Annotated in this window: 15 protein-coding genes, 1 tRNA gene and 1 other RNA gene; 11 read left to right on the top strand and 6 right to left on the bottom strand. The window is 63.0% G+C overall.

Annotated elements, in window-relative coordinates; genetic code table 11:
* Positions 1-194 precede the first annotated feature (194 nt).
* Positions 195-279 (bottom strand) — tRNA-Ser (locus ACWA1U_RS06405).
* A 102-nt stretch (positions 280-381) separates the two neighbouring features.
* Between ACWA1U_RS06405 and ffs the strand changes: the two genes are divergently transcribed.
* From ffs to recR, 4 genes are all read left to right on the top strand, one after another.
* Positions 382-478, top strand: an RNA gene (ffs, locus tag ACWA1U_RS06400) — signal recognition particle sRNA small type.
* 20 nt (positions 479-498) lie between these two features.
* The gene (gluQRS, locus tag ACWA1U_RS06395) at positions 499-1,419 is read left to right on the top strand and encodes a tRNA glutamyl-Q(34) synthetase GluQRS (protein ID WP_463724508.1); all 921 of its coding nucleotides are present in this window, start codon (positions 499-501) and stop codon (positions 1,417-1,419) included.
* Positions 1,420-1,479: 60 nt separating this feature from the next.
* Complete coding sequence (locus ACWA1U_RS06390; protein WP_463724957.1) at positions 1,480-4,596, top strand: DNA polymerase III subunit gamma and tau; 3,117 nt, start codon at positions 1,480-1,482, stop codon at positions 4,594-4,596.
* 63 nt (positions 4,597-4,659) lie between these two features.
* Entirely contained in the window at positions 4,660-5,256 is a 597-nt protein-coding gene (recR, locus tag ACWA1U_RS06385; RefSeq protein WP_463724507.1) for a recombination mediator RecR, read from the top strand.
* 111 nt (positions 5,257-5,367) lie between these two features.
* Here recR and ACWA1U_RS06380 read toward each other — a convergent pair whose 3' ends face one another.
* A complete protein-coding gene (locus ACWA1U_RS06380; RefSeq protein ID WP_463724506.1) occupies positions 5,368-6,501 on the bottom strand; it encodes an ABC transporter permease in 1,134 nt (377 codons plus the stop codon).
* Complete coding sequence (locus ACWA1U_RS06375) at positions 6,498-7,430, bottom strand: ABC transporter ATP-binding protein (RefSeq protein WP_463724505.1); 933 nt, start codon at positions 7,428-7,430, stop codon at positions 6,498-6,500. The genes ACWA1U_RS06380 and ACWA1U_RS06375 overlap by 4 nt, the downstream gene beginning before the upstream one ends.
* A 206-nt stretch (positions 7,431-7,636) precedes the next feature.
* Here ACWA1U_RS06375 and ACWA1U_RS06370 point away from each other — a divergent pair, with 206 nt between their 5' ends.
* Positions 7,637-8,923, top strand: a complete 1,287-nt coding sequence (locus tag ACWA1U_RS06370) for an aspartate kinase (RefSeq protein ID WP_463724504.1) — start codon at positions 7,637-7,639, stop codon at positions 8,921-8,923.
* Between the two features lie 121 nt (positions 8,924-9,044).
* Here ACWA1U_RS06370 and ACWA1U_RS06365 read toward each other — a convergent pair whose 3' ends face one another.
* Entirely contained in the window at positions 9,045-12,221 is a 3,177-nt protein-coding gene (locus tag ACWA1U_RS06365; RefSeq protein ID WP_463724503.1) for a S8 family serine peptidase, read from the bottom strand.
* 248 nt (positions 12,222-12,469) lie between these two features.
* Between ACWA1U_RS06365 and ACWA1U_RS06360 the strand changes: the two genes are divergently transcribed.
* The 5 genes from ACWA1U_RS06360 (at position 12,470) to purL (ending at position 17,619) form a co-directional block, all read left to right on the top strand.
* Positions 12,470-13,414, top strand: coding sequence for a 3-methyladenine DNA glycosylase (locus ACWA1U_RS06360; RefSeq protein WP_463724502.1), 945 nt, complete (start codon positions 12,470-12,472; stop codon positions 13,412-13,414).
* A gap of 28 nt (positions 13,415-13,442) precedes the next feature.
* Positions 13,443-14,039, top strand: a complete 597-nt coding sequence (locus ACWA1U_RS06355) for an SSI family serine proteinase inhibitor (protein ID WP_463724501.1) — start codon at positions 13,443-13,445, stop codon at positions 14,037-14,039.
* A 255-nt stretch (positions 14,040-14,294) separates the two neighbouring features.
* Positions 14,295-14,552 (top strand): phosphoribosylformylglycinamidine synthase subunit PurS, encoded by a 258-nt coding sequence (purS, locus tag ACWA1U_RS06350; RefSeq protein ID WP_459327534.1) that lies wholly within the window; start codon positions 14,295-14,297, stop codon positions 14,550-14,552.
* Positions 14,549-15,325 carry a phosphoribosylformylglycinamidine synthase subunit PurQ gene (gene purQ / locus ACWA1U_RS06345; protein WP_463724500.1) on the top strand — a complete coding sequence of 259 codons (777 nt, stop codon included), beginning with the start codon at positions 14,549-14,551 and terminating at the stop codon, positions 15,323-15,325. The genes purS and purQ overlap by 4 nt, the downstream gene beginning before the upstream one ends.
* Positions 15,322-17,619 carry a phosphoribosylformylglycinamidine synthase subunit PurL gene (gene purL / locus ACWA1U_RS06340; RefSeq protein WP_463724499.1) on the top strand — a complete coding sequence of 766 codons (2,298 nt, stop codon included), beginning with the start codon at positions 15,322-15,324 and terminating at the stop codon, positions 17,617-17,619. Before purQ ends, purL begins: the two co-directional genes overlap by 4 nt.
* A gap of 103 nt (positions 17,620-17,722) precedes the next feature.
* On the opposite strand, the gene ACWA1U_RS06335 is transcribed toward purL, so the two are convergent.
* Entirely contained in the window at positions 17,723-17,995 is a 273-nt protein-coding gene (locus tag ACWA1U_RS06335; RefSeq protein WP_463724498.1) for a hypothetical protein, read from the bottom strand.
* Between the two features lie 8 nt (positions 17,996-18,003).
* Positions 18,004-19,077, bottom strand: coding sequence for a C2 family cysteine protease (locus ACWA1U_RS06330; protein WP_463724497.1), 1,074 nt, complete (start codon positions 19,075-19,077; stop codon positions 18,004-18,006).
* A gap of 158 nt (positions 19,078-19,235) precedes the next feature.
* On the opposite strand from ACWA1U_RS06330, the gene ACWA1U_RS06325 reads away from it, so the two are divergent.
* Complete coding sequence (locus ACWA1U_RS06325) at positions 19,236-19,730, top strand: hypothetical protein (RefSeq protein WP_463724496.1); 495 nt, start codon at positions 19,236-19,238, stop codon at positions 19,728-19,730.
* Positions 19,731-19,763 lie beyond the last annotated feature (33 nt).

Raw genomic sequence — 19,763 nt, 5'->3', positions numbered from 1 at the left:
GGAAATGGCGCGTGATGCGAAGGCCGAACCACGACTGCAAGTTGTCCGTATGAAGTTTCAAGCCTTGACCTCACGCGTTGCAAACTGTGCTCAGTTTATTTTACTCAGCATGCTTATGATTTCTCAAACGTGGCTGTCGCGGCTCGAACGTGAAACACCCCGGCCACTTGGGCCGGGGTGCCTGTGCTACACAGCGGAGGATGGGGGATTTGAACCCCCGAGGGCGTGAACCCAACACGCGTTCCAGGCGTGCGCCATAGGCCGCTAGGCGAATCCTCCTCATTTGGAGCAGACACCAGAATACCCGTACAAAGGTGTTCCACCGAATCCAGTGGCCTGTCCGGGCTACGTCCCCCACCCAGCGGCTGTTGTAGACTGTTACGCGGCCCCTCATGTGGTGTCATCCTGTTGAACTCCCCCAGGACCGGAAGGTAGCAAGGGTAAGCGGGCTCTGGCAGGTGCATGGGGGGTCTTCTCATTTTCCGCAGGAGGTTGACCGTGGGCGCAGGCCGATTCGCACCGAGCCCGAGCGGCGAACTGCACATTGGGAACCTCCGCACGGCGATCCTCGCGTGGCTGTTCGCCCGGTCCTCACACCGCCAGTTCTTCCTGCGCATCGAGGACCTTGACCGGGTCCGCGCGGGAGCCGAGGCCGCCCAGCTCGCCGAACTCACCGCCGTCGGGCTCTCCTGGGACGGCGAACCTTCCCGCCAGAGCGAGCGCCAGCACCATTACGACGACGCCGTCAGCCGCCTCCGCGCCGATGGTCGCCTCTTCGAGTGCTTCTGTACGCGGCGGGACATCGCCGAGGCGGCGTCCGCACCACATGCGCTGCCGGGTCACTACCCCGGAACCTGCCGTTCCCTGAGTACCACCGAGCGCGATGCCGCACGTCGGAACAGACCAGCAGCGCTGAGGCTGCTCGCTGATGCCTCGCAGCACGAGATCCGTGACGTATTGCACGGTGTCTACGAGGGCGCCGTCGATGATTTCGTAGTGGTTCGAAACGATGGCGTACCTGCGTACAACCTTGCCGTCGTCGTCGATGATGGCTTGCAAGGCATCGACCAGGTGGTTCGGGGGGAGGACCTCCTGAGTTCCGCGCCGAGGCAGGCTCACCTCGCGTCCCTGCTGGGCCTGCCTCCAGTGGAGTATGCCCATGTTCCGTTGGCATTGAACCAGGATGGCCGGCGGCTGGCCAAGCGGGACGGTTCCGTCACCCTCGAACAGCTCACGGCGGACGGCTGGGAGCCTCCGAGGATCAGGGCGCTGTTGCTTGGTTCACTTGGGCTCCCAGGTGCGTCCTTGGAGGCCGCTCTTGACGCTTTCGATCCTGTGGTTCTGCCCCGGGAACCGTGGATCGTTGACCCCTCGCACCTCTCCTCCACCAATGCTTCTCCTGTCGGACCCAACCGATAGAGTTCTTCTGTGAGTACAGCCCTTTACCGCCGGTACCGTCCGGAGACCTTCTCCGACGTCATCGGTCAGGAGCACGTCACCGAACCATTGATGACGGCCATTTCCAAGGACAGGGTCAACCACGCCTATCTTTTCTCCGGCCCGCGCGGCTGCGGCAAGACAACCTCTGCACGCATCCTGGCCCGTTGCCTGAACTGTGCTCAGGGCCCCACGCCGGTCCCGTGCGGCACGTGTGACAGTTGCGTGGAGCTTGCCCGTGGCGGATCAGGCAGCCTCGACGTCATCGAGATTGACGCCGCCTCACACGGTGGAGTTGATGATGCCCGTGACCTTCGCGAGCGCGCCACCTTCGCTCCCATCCGGGACCGCTTCAAGATCTTCATCATCGATGAGGCCCATATGGTCACCAGCGCGGGCTTCAACGCGCTGTTGAAGATCGTCGAAGAACCGCCGGAACACATCAAGTTCATCTTTGCCACCACTGAGCCGGACAAGGTGATCGGCACTATCCGGTCGCGGACGCACCACTATCCGTTCCGGCTGGTTCCGCCGGAACCGCTCATGACTTACCTCCAGCTGCTCTGCGACCAGGAAAACATCCCGGTGGCCCCCGGCGTGCTTTCGCTGGTGGTGCGGGCAGGTGGAGGGTCGGTCCGCGATTCCCTGTCCGTGTTGGATCAGCTCATGGCCGGTGCAGGTGCGTCCGGCCTCGATTACGAGCTTGCCGTCTCACTCCTCGGGTACACCCACGCGTCGCTGCTGGATGACGTGGTTGACGCCGTTGCCGCTGATGATTCCGCTACCGTCTTTGGTGCTGTTGACCGCGTCATCCAGACCGGACATGATCCCCGGCGATTCGTCGAGGACCTGCTGGAGCGTTTCCGTGACCTGATCATCGTGAATGCGGTGCCCGACGCCGCAGCCTCCATCCTCCGCGGCGTCCCTGATGATCAGTTGAACCGGATGCGCACCCAGGCGCAGCAACTAGGGCGCGCGGAACTGTCCCGCGCGGCAGACATTACCAATACAGCCCTGACCGAGATGACAGGAGCAACGTCGCCACGGCTCCACCTTGAGTTGCTCTGTGCACGGATCCTGTTGCCTGCGGCAGATCAGTCCGAGCAGGGTGTGCTTGCCCGGGTGGACCGCATCGAACGTCGGCTCAGCTACGCAAGCGGCCCTACTGACAGCGCGGGCCCTACTGACGGCGTTGCTGCTGACAGGAGCACCGTTAGGCCTGCGCCAGCTGCTCCACGTGATGGCATGGACGCTGGCAGGGAGAACGTTCCGTCCAACCTGCCTGAGCCTGCCGAGAAGCCTGGACGCCCGGATGCGCCTTCCCAGGAACCTGCTGCCGCTGATTGGGGTGGCGGTTGGGGCATGCCCTCCGGTCCTGCTTCCAACAACTCCCCGAAGCGGGCGCCTGAAGGGCAACCGCAGGCCCGTCCTGAATCGGCTGACACTGCACCAGTTCAGTCGCCCACCACACAGTCACCCACCGCACAGCGACCCGCTCAGCAGCAACCGCCTCAGCAGCAATCGCCGTCGGCGCCGGAACCAACCGGGCAGCAGGCATCACCAACCGAGAGCTCGGACTCCCACACCGGCCGCGGCGAAACCTCGGAGCGCTCCCCCGCACCGCCGGTAACGCAGGGCGGATCGCAGGCATCTCCGGGGCAGGAAGCGGTTCAGGGTTCAGGCCAGCGGGGTTCGGACCAGCGGGGCTCGGTCCAGCAACCGGACCTGCAAGGTGGCGGGCAGAAGAACTCCGGGCCGCAGCCAACCCCTCAGACCTCGAGCCAGCAGGGCACAAGCCAGCAGGCCTCAGGCCAGCAAGGTTCGGGCCAGATCGAAATGATCCGGCGTGCGTGGCCGGAGATCATGGATGAGCTTGCCGGAATCAAGCGCAGCACGTGGTTGAACGTCAATGCGGACGCCAAGCCGAGATCCTTCAATGACAACCAGCTCACTTTGGCGTTCGCTTCGCAGGGCAACGCGTTGGGGTTCCAGCGCGGCCAGCACACCGACAATTTGAAACAGGCCATCAGCAAGGTGCTGGGCCTCACCTGCAGCATCGAAGCAATCCACGACGGCACTGCGGCTGTGGGTGAACCCGACCCAAAAGTACCTACTAGCCGGGCGCTGCCGGCAGACGGCTCGCAACAGGATGGGCCAGTGCAGGCGGGCAAAACCGAGCCAGGCACCGGGACGCCTGACTCGGACCAGTCGGGTTCAAACCAGGCCAACGGTAATCCTCTTACTTCCGACCAACAGCGCCAGCCAACGGCTTCGCAACCGGACGTGCCAACTGCAGCTCCGTCCACCTCGAGTATCGATGAGGCGTGGGGCCTGCCACCTGATAAGCCGGATGTGCCGAGCAACGCGCTCGGCGGTAATAGCCAGTGGTCAGTTCCTCCCACTCAAAACACAGCGCCGCGCGGGGAGCCTGCGAACGCCACTCCGGCTGCGCCAGGCAGTCCAAGCGAGCCGGCCGACGCAGTGCAAAACGAGCCGTCCACCGATCAACCCGCCCCCCGCGCCAGCGAATCGCCTGCCGCGCGTCAGGGCAAGCCACCCGCAGCGCCAAGCCAACCTTCCGCCGTCGGACGCGTTGCTCCTGCCGCTCAGGACGAAGAATCTGCGCAAACCCCACGGTTTGATTCAGAATCGCCCGAATCCGCACACCCCGATTCGCCCACCCCACGTGCCGGCGAACGGCCAGCCGCGCGTCCTGACCAGGCGCCTGCGACGCCACGCGAATCGCCAGTGACATCCGAAGCACCCGCCTCCCCGACTCCCACACCCACGACTTCGACCTCACCGTCACCATCGCCGTCGCCGTCGCCGTCGCCGTCGGATGATTGGCTGCGGCAGGAGCCTGCACCCGACCCCGATGATCCGGGACCGCAGGAACCATCCTTCGAGGACGAGCCGCCCTCCCGCCCAAGCCGGTACCAGCAACTGCTTGATGAGGCAGCCCGCTCGGAAGCTACGCGGAAGAAGGCGCAGCCAGATGCACGCCGGAACGGCGCATCGGGAGCCGTAGACTTGAACTTCGTTGAGGACGTTCCCAGTGCAGATGATGAAACCATCGAGGAGTCCGGGCTGGTTGGCCGTCAGGCCATTGAGCGGATCCTCAACGGTCGGCTCATCGAGGAGCGTAGCCTCGACCAGTAGGTCGTCAGGTTCGCCCAGCTCCAACAAGCACGCTCCAGCAACCACAACAGCTAAGAGAGACCCGTGTACGAAGGCGCAGTTCAGGAGCTCATCGACGAGCTGGGGCGTTTGCCAGGTGTGGGCCCAAAGTCAGCCCAGCGCATAGCCTTTTACATCCTTGAATCAGACGGCGACGACACGAAACGCCTCGTCGACGCCATCGTCACCGTCAAGGAGCGAGTCAAGTTCTGCACCATCTGCGGAAACGTTGCGGAGCAGGAAACCTGCGCCATCTGCAGGGACCCGCGCCGCGACCCCACGGCAATCTGCGTGGTCGAAGAGTCCAAAGACGTCATCGCGGTGGAACGCACCCGGTCCTTCCGCGGCAAGTACCACGTGCTGGGCGGGTCAATCAATCCGATCGCGGGAATCGGTCCGGAGCAACTGCGTATCCGCGAACTCCTGAGCCGCCTCTCCGATGACCAGGTGCAGGAAATCATCATCGCCACCGATCCGAACCTCGAGGGCGAAGCGACGGCCACCTACCTCGTGCGGATGCTCAAAACCATTGGCATCAAGGTCACCCGCCTCGCTTCCGGCCTTCCGGTCGGCGGGGACCTCGAATATGCAGATGAAATCACCCTCGGCCGTGCATTCGAGGGCCGCCGGACGGTTTCCTAACAGGAATTCGGGGTCAGCCCCAGGGTTGAGTGCGCGGATAATCGGGCTTTCCCACGATCAGAAAACCGATTATCTGCGCACCCAACCAGCTGTCAGTGAAACAGGAGTTGATCAGGCGATCCGCGTTCCCGTTGCCAACCGACGGACAGGGGTCACCAGTTTCCTGTGGCCAAGCCAAAGCACAAGTCCCGCGAGGCCAGCCTGGAGTGCGAGGCCGAGGGGCCAGATGGGGAACGGTTCGTTCTCGATGTCCCGGCCGGAGCCGCCGAAGAACTGCGACTCCTCGCACGTCACGTTGTAATCCGGCCCGGCCTGTGCGTTCCGAACCTGTTCGCTGATGCTTTCCATGACACCTGGCGTGCGGTAGGAGTAACCGGAGGGATCAGGCTCCGGCTGGTTCGCGTCCCTGTCGTAAGGCACAGCGTCGGCAACCACGACAAAAGGATTCGCGGCAAGCAGCCAGGCGATCCGTTCTGAGTGCCAGACGCTCATCGAGACTGTTTCCGTGATGCACTCAACCTCTTCATCGACCGGAACGCCGTTAGTGTCAAAACCCTGACTGCTGTAATCCGGGTAGGACTGCGTAACCTGGGCGTTTTTCTCTTCCACGAGGGTGAAACTGAGACCGAAGGCGATGACAGTACCAAGCGCCAGCGCTGCGACCACCATGTACGTGGTCACGATCGAGAAGAGGGGGCGCCCTGCGAGCGCGGAGATACCGACGCCAAGAGCACAGACCAGCGCCAGCTCAACCGCGAGCATCAGCAGCGACACGAACGCTTCAGCCGGGTTGACGCCTCCAAGGGCCAGCGACCAGAAGATAAACGGTGCGCTCAGCACGAGGAATCCCAGTGAAGCCACCCAGGACGCAAGCCACTTACCCCAAAGGATCTGGCCTGGCGTCAGGAGAGTCACCTGCAGAATGGCAAGCGTTCCGGCAGCCCTGTCCCCGTTGATGGCGTTCGCCGACAGTCCCGGCGCAAGCAGCAGTCCGAAGAACAGGACAAACCCGACGATCAGCTCAAACAGGATCGGGCCGTTGCTCCCGGGCATTGACCCCATGGTCATCGTTGCGAGCATGAACACCAGCCCGATGATGACAAACCAGATCAGCAGCATGACGTACCATGCGCGGCCCCGAAGCCGTTGCCTCATTTCAAGGCTGAAGATGGTTCGGATGCCGGTCCAGTACCCGAGCGATTGGGTGCGCGCTTCTTCCAGAGTCTCAGACTTCACTGTGCTCATTGCCGATCCGTATCCAGGCTCATATAGGTCTCTTCGAGGGCGCCGCCAGCGGGCGCAAAGGCTGTGACGACGACGTCGGTCATCACCAGGGTGCGAAGCAGCCAGGCTGCCTGCTCAGTGCTGCTGAGCAGTACCTGGTACTCGACGCGACGCGAGTCACCCCGCTCCTCGAAGGCGAGCCCGTGGCTTGTCAGGGCATCTGCAAGCGGGCCCATCGGCTCCGCCTGGATGCAGTACCGGCGTGACTGCCTTCCCGCTTCATCAAGTGTCTGGTTCTTCACCGATTCCCCGCGGTTGACGAAGACAGCACGGTCAGCGATCTCGTCCAACTCGGAGAGCACGTGGCTGGAAACCACCACCGTCTTACCCTGCCCGGCGAGCCGTCTGAGCAGTACCCGCAGTTCAATCCGTGATCCCGGGTCCAAGCCGGATGCAGGCTCATCGAGGAGGAGCACCTCAGGATCGTGAATGAGAGCCCGTGCCAGGCTGAGCCGCTGCTGCTGGCCGCGGGAGAGTATCCTCGCAGGCGCCTCGGCGTAGTCGCCCAGTCGCACTTCGGCGAGCAGCTCGTCAGCGCGCTTGCCCGCCGCCGTCGTCGTCATTCCGTACAGTGCACCCACGGTGGTGAGGATTTCGCGTGCCCTCAGCGATTCCCAAACACCAAGCGTGTCCGGCATCCAACCTACGCGGCGGCGGACGCTTGCGGCGTCCTCAAGCGGGTTGAACCCACCGACTGTGAGCGAGCCTGCATCGGGAGCCAGCAGTGACGCCAGCATCAGGAGCAGCGTGGTTTTTCCGGACCCGTTGGGCCCGATCAGCGCCGTCACTTCACCGGGCGGCGCCTCGAAGTCGATGTTGCGGACAGCCGCGACGGAGCCGAAGCTCCTTTGAATACCCTTGGCAATGATTCCCCCATACCCATTGGTCATGAAGTGACCCTAGCAAGGAGGCGCCGTTTTGCTGCATAATTCGACGCACAGTTGGGGCGTCTTCTGGTAACCGTTAAGATGGTCGATGCGGCTACCGCCGTGCATGTCCAGTTCGCTGGGCAACTCCCCTGTCCTATCCATCGACCTGTTTCGGGCGCCGAAGACGCCGCCGGACACTGTTTCACAAGTATTCAGCGAGCGTGCGCATGGCCTTAATTGTTCAGAAGTTCGGTGGTTCCTCAGTCGCGGACGCCGAGGGCATCAAGCGTGTCGCCAAGCGTGTGGTTCAGACGCAGGCGGCCGGTAACCAGGTGGTCGTGGTGGTTTCCGCGATGGGAGACAGCACCGACGAACTGCTCGACCTCGCAGCGCAGGTAAGCACCGAATCGAACCCCCGCGAAATGGACATGCTGCTCAGTGCAGGTGAGCGCATTTCGATGGCGCTGCTCGCGATGGCTATCCATGAATCCGGCTCGAACGCGCAGTCATTCACCGGCAGCCAGGCCGGGATGATCACGGACGCCATTCACGGCAAGGCACGGATCATCGCCGTCTCACCGCACCGGATCAAGACGTCCATTGACAAGGGCGACATCGCGATCGTTGCCGGCTTCCAGGGCATGAGTCGGGACAGCAACGACATCACCACCCTCGGCCGCGGCGGCTCGGACACTACCGCCGTCGCCCTGGCGGCAGCCCTGGATGCTGACGTGTGTGAGATCTACACCGACGTCGACGGCGTCTACACGGCCGATCCCAGGGTGGTGGCCACCGCAAGGAAGATCGCCACCATCTCAAGTGAAGAGATGCTCGAAATGGCCGCCTCCGGAGCCAAGATCCTGCACCTGCGATGCGTCGAATACGCCCGCCGATTCGGCGTGCCCCTGCACGTCCGCTCATCCTTCAGCCAGCTCGAAGGCACCTGGGTTCTGCCCAGCCCCGACGACACCATCAAGATTCAAGAGGGAGAACCCTTGGAACAGCCGATCATCTCCGGTGTTGCCCATGACCGTTCCGAAGCGAAGGTCACCGTAGTCGGCGTGCCGGACATTCCTGGCAAGGCAGCTGAGATCTTCAGGATCGTGGCTGGTGCGCACTCCAATATCGACATGATCGTGCAGAACGTCTCAACGCACGGTTCCGGGCACACAGACATCTCATTCACCCTGCCCGTCGTCGAGGGCGCTGATGCGCTGGCCGCGTTGAAGGCAGCCCAGGCCGAGGTTGGCTACGAGGGCATCGACTACGACGACCAGATTGGCAAGCTCTCACTCATCGGCGCTGGCATGCGATCCAATCCTGGCGTGTCCTACAAGTTCTTCCGCGCCCTTTCCGACGCCGGCGTGAACATCGACATGATCTCGACCTCCGAGATCCGCATCTCGGTAGTCACCAGCGCCGAACTGCTCGACACCGCAGTGCGGGCCGTGCACGCGGCATTCGAGCTCGACGGCGACGACGTCGCTACCGTCTACGCTGGCACCGGGCGCTAGCAGCCGCAGCACCCAGCACCCAGCACCCAGCACCCAGCACCCAGCACCCAGCACGAAAGTACCCCCGCAGTCCCATTGGGCTGTGGGGGTACTTTGCTGGTGCGAGTGTGGTGCTTTCTAGCTACTTGCCGATCGTGGGGGTGATGTCCTCACTGGGGCCGGAAGGCAGCTTGTCAGCTCCGTTTACCTGCGGCAGCGGTGCCACAGCTGCTGTGCCGGACCCGCTCACCGTCACGTTTACGAAGGTGACGTTGGTGGATCCCTGGTAGGTGATTCGACCTACGTAGGATCCTGGCTCGAGCCCGGTCCAGTTGAAAGTGACCTTGCCCTTGGTTCCGTTTGCGAGCTGCAACGGGTTCGGAGTCACTGTCGCGTTGCCCTGGTTGGCGCCCAGTACCGCGGCGTCGAACGTTGCCGCGGTTGCACGACCGTCGGTGCTTGCATACAGGTTGGCGACAACGGTGTAAGTACCTGGGATGGGGTTCCGAAGGGTCAGCGTCTCGCTGGCCGATGCGGTAGCCACCTGGGTGAGCTGACCCCTGGGATTGAAGACGAACAGATCGAAGTCCGCAGTGTCATCGGCAGATATCACCGACATCTTGGCGAACGGAGTTCCGGCTGGAACCTCCACCTCAGTCAGGAAGTTCGACGCATCGTTCGCTACCTCAACCGGCCCGGGAACCAGTGAGAGGTTCTCACGGCTGGCCTTGGAGAGACCGTCGATCGTCATGTTGATCGGGGCGTTGGTTCCCGAGGTGACGTCGATGGTTCCGCTGCCGTCAGGACCAGCTGAACTGAAGGAAACCTCGGCAGGCGCAACCACGGACTGCGGGCGAACCGCAACCGGGGAGGTCACAACCTTGCCCTGGCCTTCCCAGGTCAGGGAACCCTTGGCGAACTGTCCCAACGGTGCACTGGCATTCTCGAAGGTCACCTGGAAGGTGCGCTTTTCACCGGCAGCACTGAAATTCAGGATTGACGGTGTAACGGTAACGTTCACGCCGGGTACGTTCACCTTGGCCGCGTAGATACCTGCTTCGAGAGCGGTGACCGTTCGGGTGACGGTTACCTTACCGGTCAGGTTGCCGAGTGCGAAGGACGGAACATTCATGTTCTTCGCTTCGGTAGCCTTCAGACCCGCAATGTTTACAGGAACGCCAGTGCCCTTCACGAACTCAAGGTACTCACGCGATCCGGCGTCGTAAATCAGGCCCGGATTGAGAACGTTCAAGGGGTCAACCTGGCCAGCACCGGTAGCGAAGACGTCGCCGTCCACGCCGTCCTGGGCGGTCTTGAGCGAATCAGCAGTGGTCATCATCGCCGACTTCACTGCTGCAGGGGACCAGTCCGGGCGCTCGGCCAGGATCAGTGCGCCGACACCAGCGATGTGCGGCGAAGCCATCGAGGTTCCGGAGAGGAACCCGAACTGCTCGCCGTTGGACCCAACGGTGGAGACGCCGGCAAGTACTGCAACACCAGGAGCCGCAATGTCCGGCTTCAGGAGGTCAGAACCGGTAGCCAGCAGCGGGCCGCGCGAAGAGAATCCTGCGACCTGCGGAACTGGAGGCAGGGGCAGGCCTGTGGTGTCCTCAGGGACAAGGGCAACGGTGAGGTTCGGGTTGGCAGCAACCTTTGCCTTCAGTTCCGGACCCTGCGGAGCGTTGACATGGATGGTCGGGACGGCGTGCCGGTCCGAGTCCATGGAGGAGTCAGTCAGGTTCACCAGGATCATGCCGACGCCGCCCGTGCGGGCAACTTCAGCGGACTTGGCCACGCGGTCGTAGACTCCGCGGTCACACACGACGATCTTGCCGGTGACCTTTGCGGGGTCAAGCGAGTTCGGTGCGCACAGTGCGGCGTCGGTGCCACCTGCGGCAGCAGCATTGGCGGAAAGAACGACAGGGCTGGCAGCAACACCTTGGCTCATGACGCTGGCTCCACGGAACTTGCTTCCGTCGGAGAACTCGGCAGTTCCCTGCAGCGCGTGGCTGAAGGTGCTCGCCGCAACTGTGGTCAGCCAGGGGCCGCCGTGGTTGACGGTGCTGGCAGTCGGGCCAGAGTTCCCGGCCGACACAGCCACGAAGATACCTGCCGACGCTGCGGAAAGGAACGCAAGCGAGACGGGATCAGTGGTTGTGGTGGTGCTTCCCGAGATCGAGAAGTTCAGGACGTCTACGCCGTCGAGGATTGCCTGGTTGATTGCGGCAATCGAAGCGGAGCCGTAGCAACCGCCGGTGTTGGGGTCCGTGTCAGCCCAGCAAACCTTGTAGATGGAGAGCTTGGCCTCTGGAGCGACACCGGAGGACTGACCGAAGTCGCGGCCGTCGACAACCTGGGTCACCTTGTTGTTGCCGGCTGCGGTGCTGGCAGTGTGGGTTCCGTGGTTGTCGATGTCGACTGGGGAAAGAACTTCCTGAGGAGCGCGGTTTCCCTCGGGTACGAAGCGCACGAAGTCGTCCGCGAAGTACTGCGCCGCGAGAACCTTGGAGTTGCACTCTTCTCCGGTGAAGCCTTCGCCTGCCTGGCACTCGCCAACGAATGTTCCGCCGTCAGCCTTCAGCATGGCGATGTTGCCGTCAGCGTCGAGGTACGGCTCGCCGACCTTGGGCTGTTGGTTCCCCTTCAGGGGCTTGACCTTTTTGCCCTGGAAGAAAGGATTGTCGGGTGCGTAACCAGTATCGATGACACCTACAACGGTGCCAGCTCCCGCGTTCTTCACTCCGCCGAACTGAGTGTTCCAGGCGCCCTTCTTGCCGGGCAGGTTCAGGATGTCAATGCTCGTGTAGGCATCCGGGGCGTACTCGACGTCCTCAGCGACCATGAGAACCTGTGGATCCTTGGCGAGTTCAACCGCCTGGTCCGAGGTCAGTTGGGCACTGAAGCCGTTGATCGCGGCGGTGAAGGTGCGGTTGATGTCCACATCTTCTTCGGCGGCAACTGCCTTCTGCTTCTTCTCAAGGTGCTTCTGGTACTTCTGGACGTTTGCGTCCTCAGCATTGAGCTTCTCGCCTGCTTCGGGCTTGGTCGCTGCGATACCTGCAACGCCGCCGTCGTAGGTCGCCGCCGGCGCTTCATTGAGCACGACGATGTAGCGACCGTCAGGGTAATCCTTCGGATTAACCTTCTTGACTGGCTGGACCTGCTGGGTGGCAGTGGGACCGTTGGGTGCGGCGACAGACGGAGCCGCCATGGAACCGAGAATCAGCGGAAGGCCGACGGCGAGAGCTGTAGCCCTTCGCAATCCGCTTGCCCGCGGAGTCTTCTGTTGGGGGTCTTTCACGCTCTGGTTACCTTTCATCGAACGAGCGGCCGGACCTGCCGGCCTGAAAGCAGCTTGAGCGGGAGACGGATTGTGCCCTGAATCACACCTAAGCCTCGAACAGGCTACCCCCGCGCCCGGACATTTATCTTGTCGAGCTGGGTGCTGCCTGCCCGTTTGCGGGGGTTTGGAGCAAAATACAGTTTCCATAACGGTCGTGCATTAACTTATTCGGTCGACCATGGTAATGCACTGGTTGCCTCAGGCATCGGGGCCATAATGTAAATATGCAAACCACCACTGTTCTCATCGAGGACCAGTGGCTCCCGTTGGCCTCCGCCCACGCCGCGCGGGTCCGGAAATACACCGAGCCCTACCTTGAGCGCCGGTCTGAACGGCGGCCGCATCCGGTGGAAGATTTCCTCTTCACCTACTACACGCAGAAACCTGCCCAGCTCCTGCGGTGGCACCCGGGGGCGCGTACCGTCCTGACCGGACCGGCCGCCGTCGAACGCGCCGCCTGGAAGTTCTACCGCCGCCTTACCTCGGCTGAGCGTGAGGCTCTGGGCATAGCGAACGACGACGACGCCGTTACCTGCGATCCCGCCAGTTTCCTTGCGGCCCGGGGCGAGGCCGTGAAGTTCGCGCAGGTCATCCTCGGGGGAACAGCCGCACGCCCAGGACAGTTCAGCTGCTTTGGCCTGCACGAGTGGGCAATGGCCTACCGCTCGGAAGAGAATTCGATCCGCCACGAGTACCTGAACCTTCGGCTGGGGGCAAGTGGGACCGACGAAGTGGTCGAGGCAAACCGGATCCGCTGCTCACACTTCGACGCATTCCGCTTCTACACGCCGCAGGCCGGTCCGCTGAACGAACTGCAGCCCACCCGTGAAACACAGCGAAACCTTGAACAGCCCGGCTGCCTCCACGCCAACATGGATCTCTACAAATGGGCCTACAAGCTCACTCCCGCGTTGCCGAGCGAACTGGTCATGGACTGCTTTGAGCTTGCCTGGCGGATCAGGATCATGGATATGCAGGCCTCGCCGTATGACCTGAGCGAGTGGGGATACCCGCCGATTGCCATCGAGACGCCACCGGGGCGGGCGGACTATGTGCGCGCTCAGCGGCTGTTCTCGGCGGAATCACAGCAACTTCGTGCACAGTTGAGTGAGCGCGTCAGCGATCTGGTGCAGGATGTCCAGACCGGAACGGAACTTCAGGCGCGGTGAAACATTGAGGGCAACAAGGAGGTTACCCATGATTTCAATACGCAGTCCGCACTTACTGGTGTGTGCCGTGCTGACGGTGCTGCTGGCTGGGTGCGGGTCTCCAGGGGACACGCCCGGCGCTGAACTCACCCCCGCGCCGACCTCCAGCGACGCACCCGACACCTCAGAAGACCTGACCGATTCACCTACCGATTCGCCATCCGGTTCCCCAACTGAAACGGACTCCACCATGCCTTCCGAAACCGGCAAACCCACCCCCACCATGCCCAGCGATCCGGCAGCCGTCGGAACCGCGATGCTGTCCATCACCATCCTGCAGACACCTGAATCCGCTCCCACTGAGTACACCCTGGAGTGCACCAAGGATGGGGTCGGGGAAGCTACAACCCTGCCGAATGCGGAAGCTGCCTGCGAAACGGTGAGGAAACTCGGAGCCGAGTTCTTCACCGCTCAGCGCGATCCAAACCGCATGTGCACCCAGCAGTACGGCGGACCGCAGACGGCCACCGTCAAGGGCATGGTCGACGGCAGGCGCGTCATGGCCTCCTTCGCCGCGACTGACGGTTGCGAGATTGCGCGCTGGAATTCGCTCTCGTCGATTCTTGGTACATCCGGAACACAATAGGTCGCCCTTCGAACAGCAGTGGATCCCTTCCGGAAACCGGGAGGGATCTACTGTTTTGCGCCACTTTCGCGCCTCGCGTCACAGGTCACGTGATGCCCCCGAGCGCCGGTAGAATGGGACGGCAAGCTCGCGGAGCGCTGGATCGCGTCAGGGACTTCGTCTGGAGTCAATCATCCAAGCGTGAGACGGCACCCGCCGGGCAACTGCTTTTAACCGCACCTATTCGCAGTGTTTACACTTCACAGGAGTTGCCGGATGCCCCGGATCGTCGTTGACGTTATGCCCAAACCTGAAATCCTCGACCCGCAGGGCAAGGCCATCGCCGGCGCCCTCCCCCGGCTCGGATTTACCGGCTTCGCCGAAGTCCGCCAGGGTAAGCGTTTCGAGCTCACCGTCGAAGGCGACATCACCGAAGAGGTCCTGGAGCACGCGCGCAGCGCGGCCGCTACCCTGCTCTCGAACCCGGTGATCGAGGATGTGACCCGGGTCGAGGTCATCGAGGACGCACAGTGACCATCGAAACTCCCCTGATCGGCCAAACAGCCGCCGAAGCTGTGGATGAGAGCCTGGCCGGCGTCCGTGTCGGTGTGGTGACGTTTCCCGGTTCGCTCGACGACCGCGACGCCCTCCGTGCCGTCCGGCTCGCAGGAGGGACCGGCGTCGCACTCTGGCACGCTGATCACAGCCTCAAGGACGTTGACGCAGTCATCATTCCCGGCGGTTTCTCCTACGGTGATTACCTCCGCGCCGGTGCAATTTCGCGGTTCGCGCCGTTGATGGAGCAGATCACTGCCGCCGCGTCCGGTGGCTCCCTGCCTGTGCTGGGTATCTGCAACGGGTTCCAGGTCCTTACCGAAGCGCACCTGCTGCCCGGTTCGATGATCAAGAACAACCACCTGCATTTCCTGTGCCGCGACCAGCGCCTGGCCGTCGAGAACAGCGCTACGGCCTGGACGTCGTCGTTCTCGGATGGCGATGAAGTGGTCATCCCGATGAAGAACCAGGACGGCCAGTTCGTTGCTGACGAACACACCCTCGATGAACTCGAGGGTGAAGGCCGCGTGGTGTTCCGCTATGTGGGCGGAAACCCCAACGGCTCCCGTCGAGACATTGCGGGCATCACAAACCAGCACGGCAACGTGGTTGGCCTCATGCCCCACCCCGAGCATGCGGTGGAAGCTGGATTTGGCCCGGATTCGTCGGCGCTCGGTCCCGTGGATGTTCGCGGCGGCGTGGACGGGCTCGGAATTTTCACCTCGGTACTGCAGAAACTGGTCAATAAGTGAGCACTGAGACAACCACCAAAAAGTTCAACATCGACACCGTTGAGCATGCCGGGCAGACCCCGGAGCAGGATCTCCCCTGGGCAGAGCTTGGCCTGAAGGAAAACGAGTTCCAGCGCGTCGTGGAGATCCTCGGTCGCCGTCCCACCGCCGCCGAACTCGCGATGTACTCGGTGATGTGGAGTGAGCACTGCTCCTACAAATCCTCAAAGGTCCACCTGCGCCAGTTCGGCGACAAGGTCACCGAAGCCATGAAGGAGCACCTCCTCGTCGGCATCGGTGAGAACGCCGGCGTCGTCGACATTGGCGACGGCTGGGCAGTGACCTTCAAGGTCGAATCCCACAACCACCCCTCGTTCGTGGAGCCCTACCAGGGTGCTGCGACCGGCGTCGGCGGCATCGTCCGCGACATCATCTCGATGGGTGCGCGTCCCGTGGCGGTCATGGACCCGCTGCGCTTCGGAGCCATCGACCACCCCGACACCGCGCGGCTGGTTCACGGAATAGTGTCCGGAATCGGCGGGTACGGCAACTCTCTCGGCCTCCCGAATATCGGCGGCGAAGTGGTGTTCGACTCCGTCTACCAAGGCAACCCGCTGGTGAACGCGCTTGCAGTCGGCGTGCTTCGCCACGAGGACATCCGGCTGGCCAATGCGTCCGGCGTCGGCAACCGCGTGGTGCTTTTCGGCGCGCGCACGGGCGGAGACGGCATCGGCGGCGCGTCGGTGCTGGCCTCGGAATCCTTCGACGACGCCAAGCCTTCGAAGCGCCCTGCCGTCCAGGTTGGCGATCCTTTCGCCGAGAAGGTGCTCATTGAGTGCTGCCTGGAACTGTTCAAGGCCTCGGTGGTCGAGGGCATTCAGGACCTCGGCGCCGCGGGAATCTCCTGCGCCACGTCGGAGCTGGCTTCGAATGGGGACGGCGGCATGCACGTCGAGCTGACCAACGTCCTCCTGCGCGATCCATCGCTGACCCCGGGTGAGATCCTCATGTCCGAGTCGCAGGAACGCATGATGGCAGTCGTGACGCCGGAAAACGTTGCAGCGTTCGAGGCCATTATGGACAAGTGGGCTGTGGAGTACTCCTGGCTCGGTGAAGTCACGGACACCGGGCGGCTCATCATCGAATGGGACGGCGAGAAGATTGTCGACGTCGATCCCCGCACCGTTGCCCACGACGGCCCCGTCTACGAACGCCCCTACAACCGTCCCGAGTGGCTGGACGACGTCCAGGCGGATTCGTTCAGCGGCGAGCGCCCGGCTACCGGTGAGCTGCTGCGTGCGGCTGTTCTGGAGCTCATGGCTTCACCGAACATGTGCTCCAAGGACTGGATCACCAACCAGTACGACCGCTTTGTGCAGGGGAACACCGCACTGGCTATGCCCGACGACGCCGGAGTGGTCCGCGTCGACGAGGAGACCGGCCTGGGCATTGCCCTGTCCACCGACGCCAACGGGCGGTACTCATACCTCAACCCGTACGACGGCGCGCGGCTGGCCCTCGCCGAGGCGTACCGGAACGTTGCCACCTCGGGTGCTAAGCCCATGGCCGTCACGGACTGCCTGAACTTCGGCTCGCCGGAGGACCCCGAGGTCATGTGGCAGTTCGCCGAGACTGTGCGCGGCCTTGCCGATGCGTGCCAGGAGCTCGGAGTTCCAGTCACCGGCGGCAACGTGTCGCTGTACAACCAGACCGGCGGCGTTGCCATCCACCCCACCCCGGTGGTGGGTGTCCTTGGCGTGTTCGACGACGTCGCCCGCCGTACGCCGTCGGGCTGGCGTGAGGACGGGCAGGCCATCTACCTGCTCGGAACCACGCGGGATGAACTCGATGGCTCGGAATGGGCTAACCTGCGGGGCCACCTTGGCGGGCAGCCGCCCGCGCTGGACCTCGACGCCGAGAAGACGCTCGCGGCAATCCTGGTGAACTCGTCGCGGGACGGCATGATCGATGCCGCCCATGACCTCTCGGAGGGTGGCCTTGCTGCTTCGCTTTCCGAGGCGGTGCTGCGCTTCGGTGTTGGCGCGCGGATCGGAATTGACGAACTGTGCGAACGGGACGGGATCGATCCGTTCACGGCGCTCTTCTCGGAGTCCCAGGCACGAGCCATCGTCTCGGTTCCGCGTTCGGAAGAGGTTCGGTTCAACGACATGTGTACCGCGCGGAACTTCCCGAGAATCCGAATCGGTGTGGTGGACGTTGAGAACCAGGCCCTGGACGTTCAGGGGCATTTCACGCTGCCGCTTGCCGAGCTCAAGGACGCCCACGAGGCAACTCTTCCGAAGTACTTCGGCTGAAATCTGTCCACACGGGAAGCACGCTCCCTGCCGTTCAACCAGGCCAAACGGTAACCAGTTGAGGCGCCGGGGGCGTGCTGGTTTCTGTGCTCCAAATCGGTAGTCAGGCGTCCAGTTGCAGTATGGCCGCGCCGCGTGTGGCTTCCGCGTTGGGTGCCACGACATCCACCAGCGTGACACTGCCGTACTCACCGCACGGCGCTGACTCGCCAAGTTGGAGGTCTACGACGTCGGTGCTCGCCGCGGTGCGTACGGAGAGCTTCGCTGTTGGTACTCCTCCGGGCGCGCCGACCCGCATCAAGCCGATGCGGGCCCCGTGGTGCTTCAGCTGCGCGCCCTGCTTCAGCTGAACTGTCGATTCCGTTTCAGAACTCATAACCTGCCCTACTCGATCGAGCTGACGCTGGGGAAGTTCTCAAGGTATTCCTCTTCGGTGAGCCAGATGTCCCCGACCTTTTGCTCGCCGTCCGAAGCCGTACCGCCGTCGGGCCCCCAGGGGTTGCGCAGGTGGATCATTCGTTCGCCGTTTCGTTCCTCGATCCCCTCGACGATGTAGACGTGGTTGGTCACGATCTGGTCATGTTCCACCTCGTCGGGCCAGAGGTCGAAGAACCCTTGGTCGCCGGGTGCACTTGATGCGACAACGGGACCGCCACCCATTCGATCTTCGATCTGGTCGAAACTCAATCCACCCTCGGTCTGCGAATTTTGCCCGGTGATGGCTTCGAGGGCGCGCTGCGGGTCGTCGTATTCGATGTCGGAGTAACTGCCGCCGAAGAACTCTGCTGCGGCCTTCTCGTAAATCGTGGCGAAGTTCGGCTGGCCATTCGGGTCGCCAGCGTATGCCGGGACGCGCGTGGGATCAACGGTGATGTCCACGGGTTCGCCGTCGTCGTAGAAGCGCACGGTATAGGTGCCGTCCTCGTTCAGTGTCATGTGCTCGGCGATGAATTCTGGGTCCTGCCCGGCGACGGCCCCGAGACCGGCGAGCAACCAGCAGTCTGCGAGCGCGCCCTGGTCGATATCTTCCGGCTGCAGGTCCTCCGGGTTTTCGGAGATGGGAGTGTCGATGGGCTCGTGGTCTTCGCTGGTATCCGGATTGCCGGGGATGTCTTCTTTGTTTCCGGCGTTGACCACGGGATTGTCAGCGTCTCCAGGCCCGTCCGAACTGCCGCCCGAGCCTGCAGTGTCGCTAGAGCTTGCGCGTTCCTGGTCATCTGCCTGGGTCAGCAGCAGCTGGGAGTTGTTCCGCAGCAGGTCGCCACAACGCAGCAGCTGAGTGCGATGCGACGATCGCCAGGTGGTGCGGAAGGCAGAGGCATCCGGGCCTTGCCAAGGCGAGTGCTCGACCACCGAGTGCAGCGCAGCAGCAGCGGAGGCAATGCGATCGGCGCTGTCACCCATTTGCCGAGCCAACTGTCTCAGCTGCTCGGGATTGGCTCCCAAAAGGTCACTCATGAGCCTCCAGCACTCCGTCTGATCCGATTCGGTTTGTTCCCACTTCTACTGCAAAAGCTACTGGCCACTTAAGGCCGGCGCGATGGGCAGAGCTGCCCATCCCAGGGCCGGAGGGAGCCCGCTAGGCTGGAGCGACGGGCACAAGGAAGGCACTTGATATGGGGAAAAGGCGTGTGGCGGGTCCGAGCGCGTTAGTGGTGGGGGCGGGTTTGCTGCTGTCGGGCTGTTCGGGTTCAACAGCAGAACCTCCACTGGACCTGGAAGATGCCCAAAGCACGTACGCGGGAGTGCTCGAGGACGTTGCGGCCGCTCTTCAAAGGGCCTACCCGGATGCGACGGTCGTAGCGAATTCCAACGACACTCCTTCGGTGGGGCTTCAGGACGACGGAAGATGCGTGCTCTTCCTGCAGAACATTACCGTTGACATCCACGTTTTGATGCCCGACAACCGGGTCCGGACGGTCGAAGCCGTGTCAGGGGTGCTGGCCGAGCATGGTTTCTCGGAGCTTTCGGATGTGCAGACGGCCGGCGGCGGCTGGATTTCCACCGAGGCCGAAGACCAGCACGCCGCCACATTCCTTCTACGCGCCAAGAACCAGAGCGAACTGAGCCTCAGCGCGACAGTCACCTCACCGGACTGCTCGCTATCCTGAGCGAGTTTTTACCCGCTGTAGCCCGGCCTAACA

This window comes from Arthrobacter sp. TRD_SC_6, from assembly GCF_055361185.1.
The sequence above is the reverse complement of the archived record's forward strand: the minus strand, read 5'-3'. Positions and strand labels throughout refer to the sequence as shown.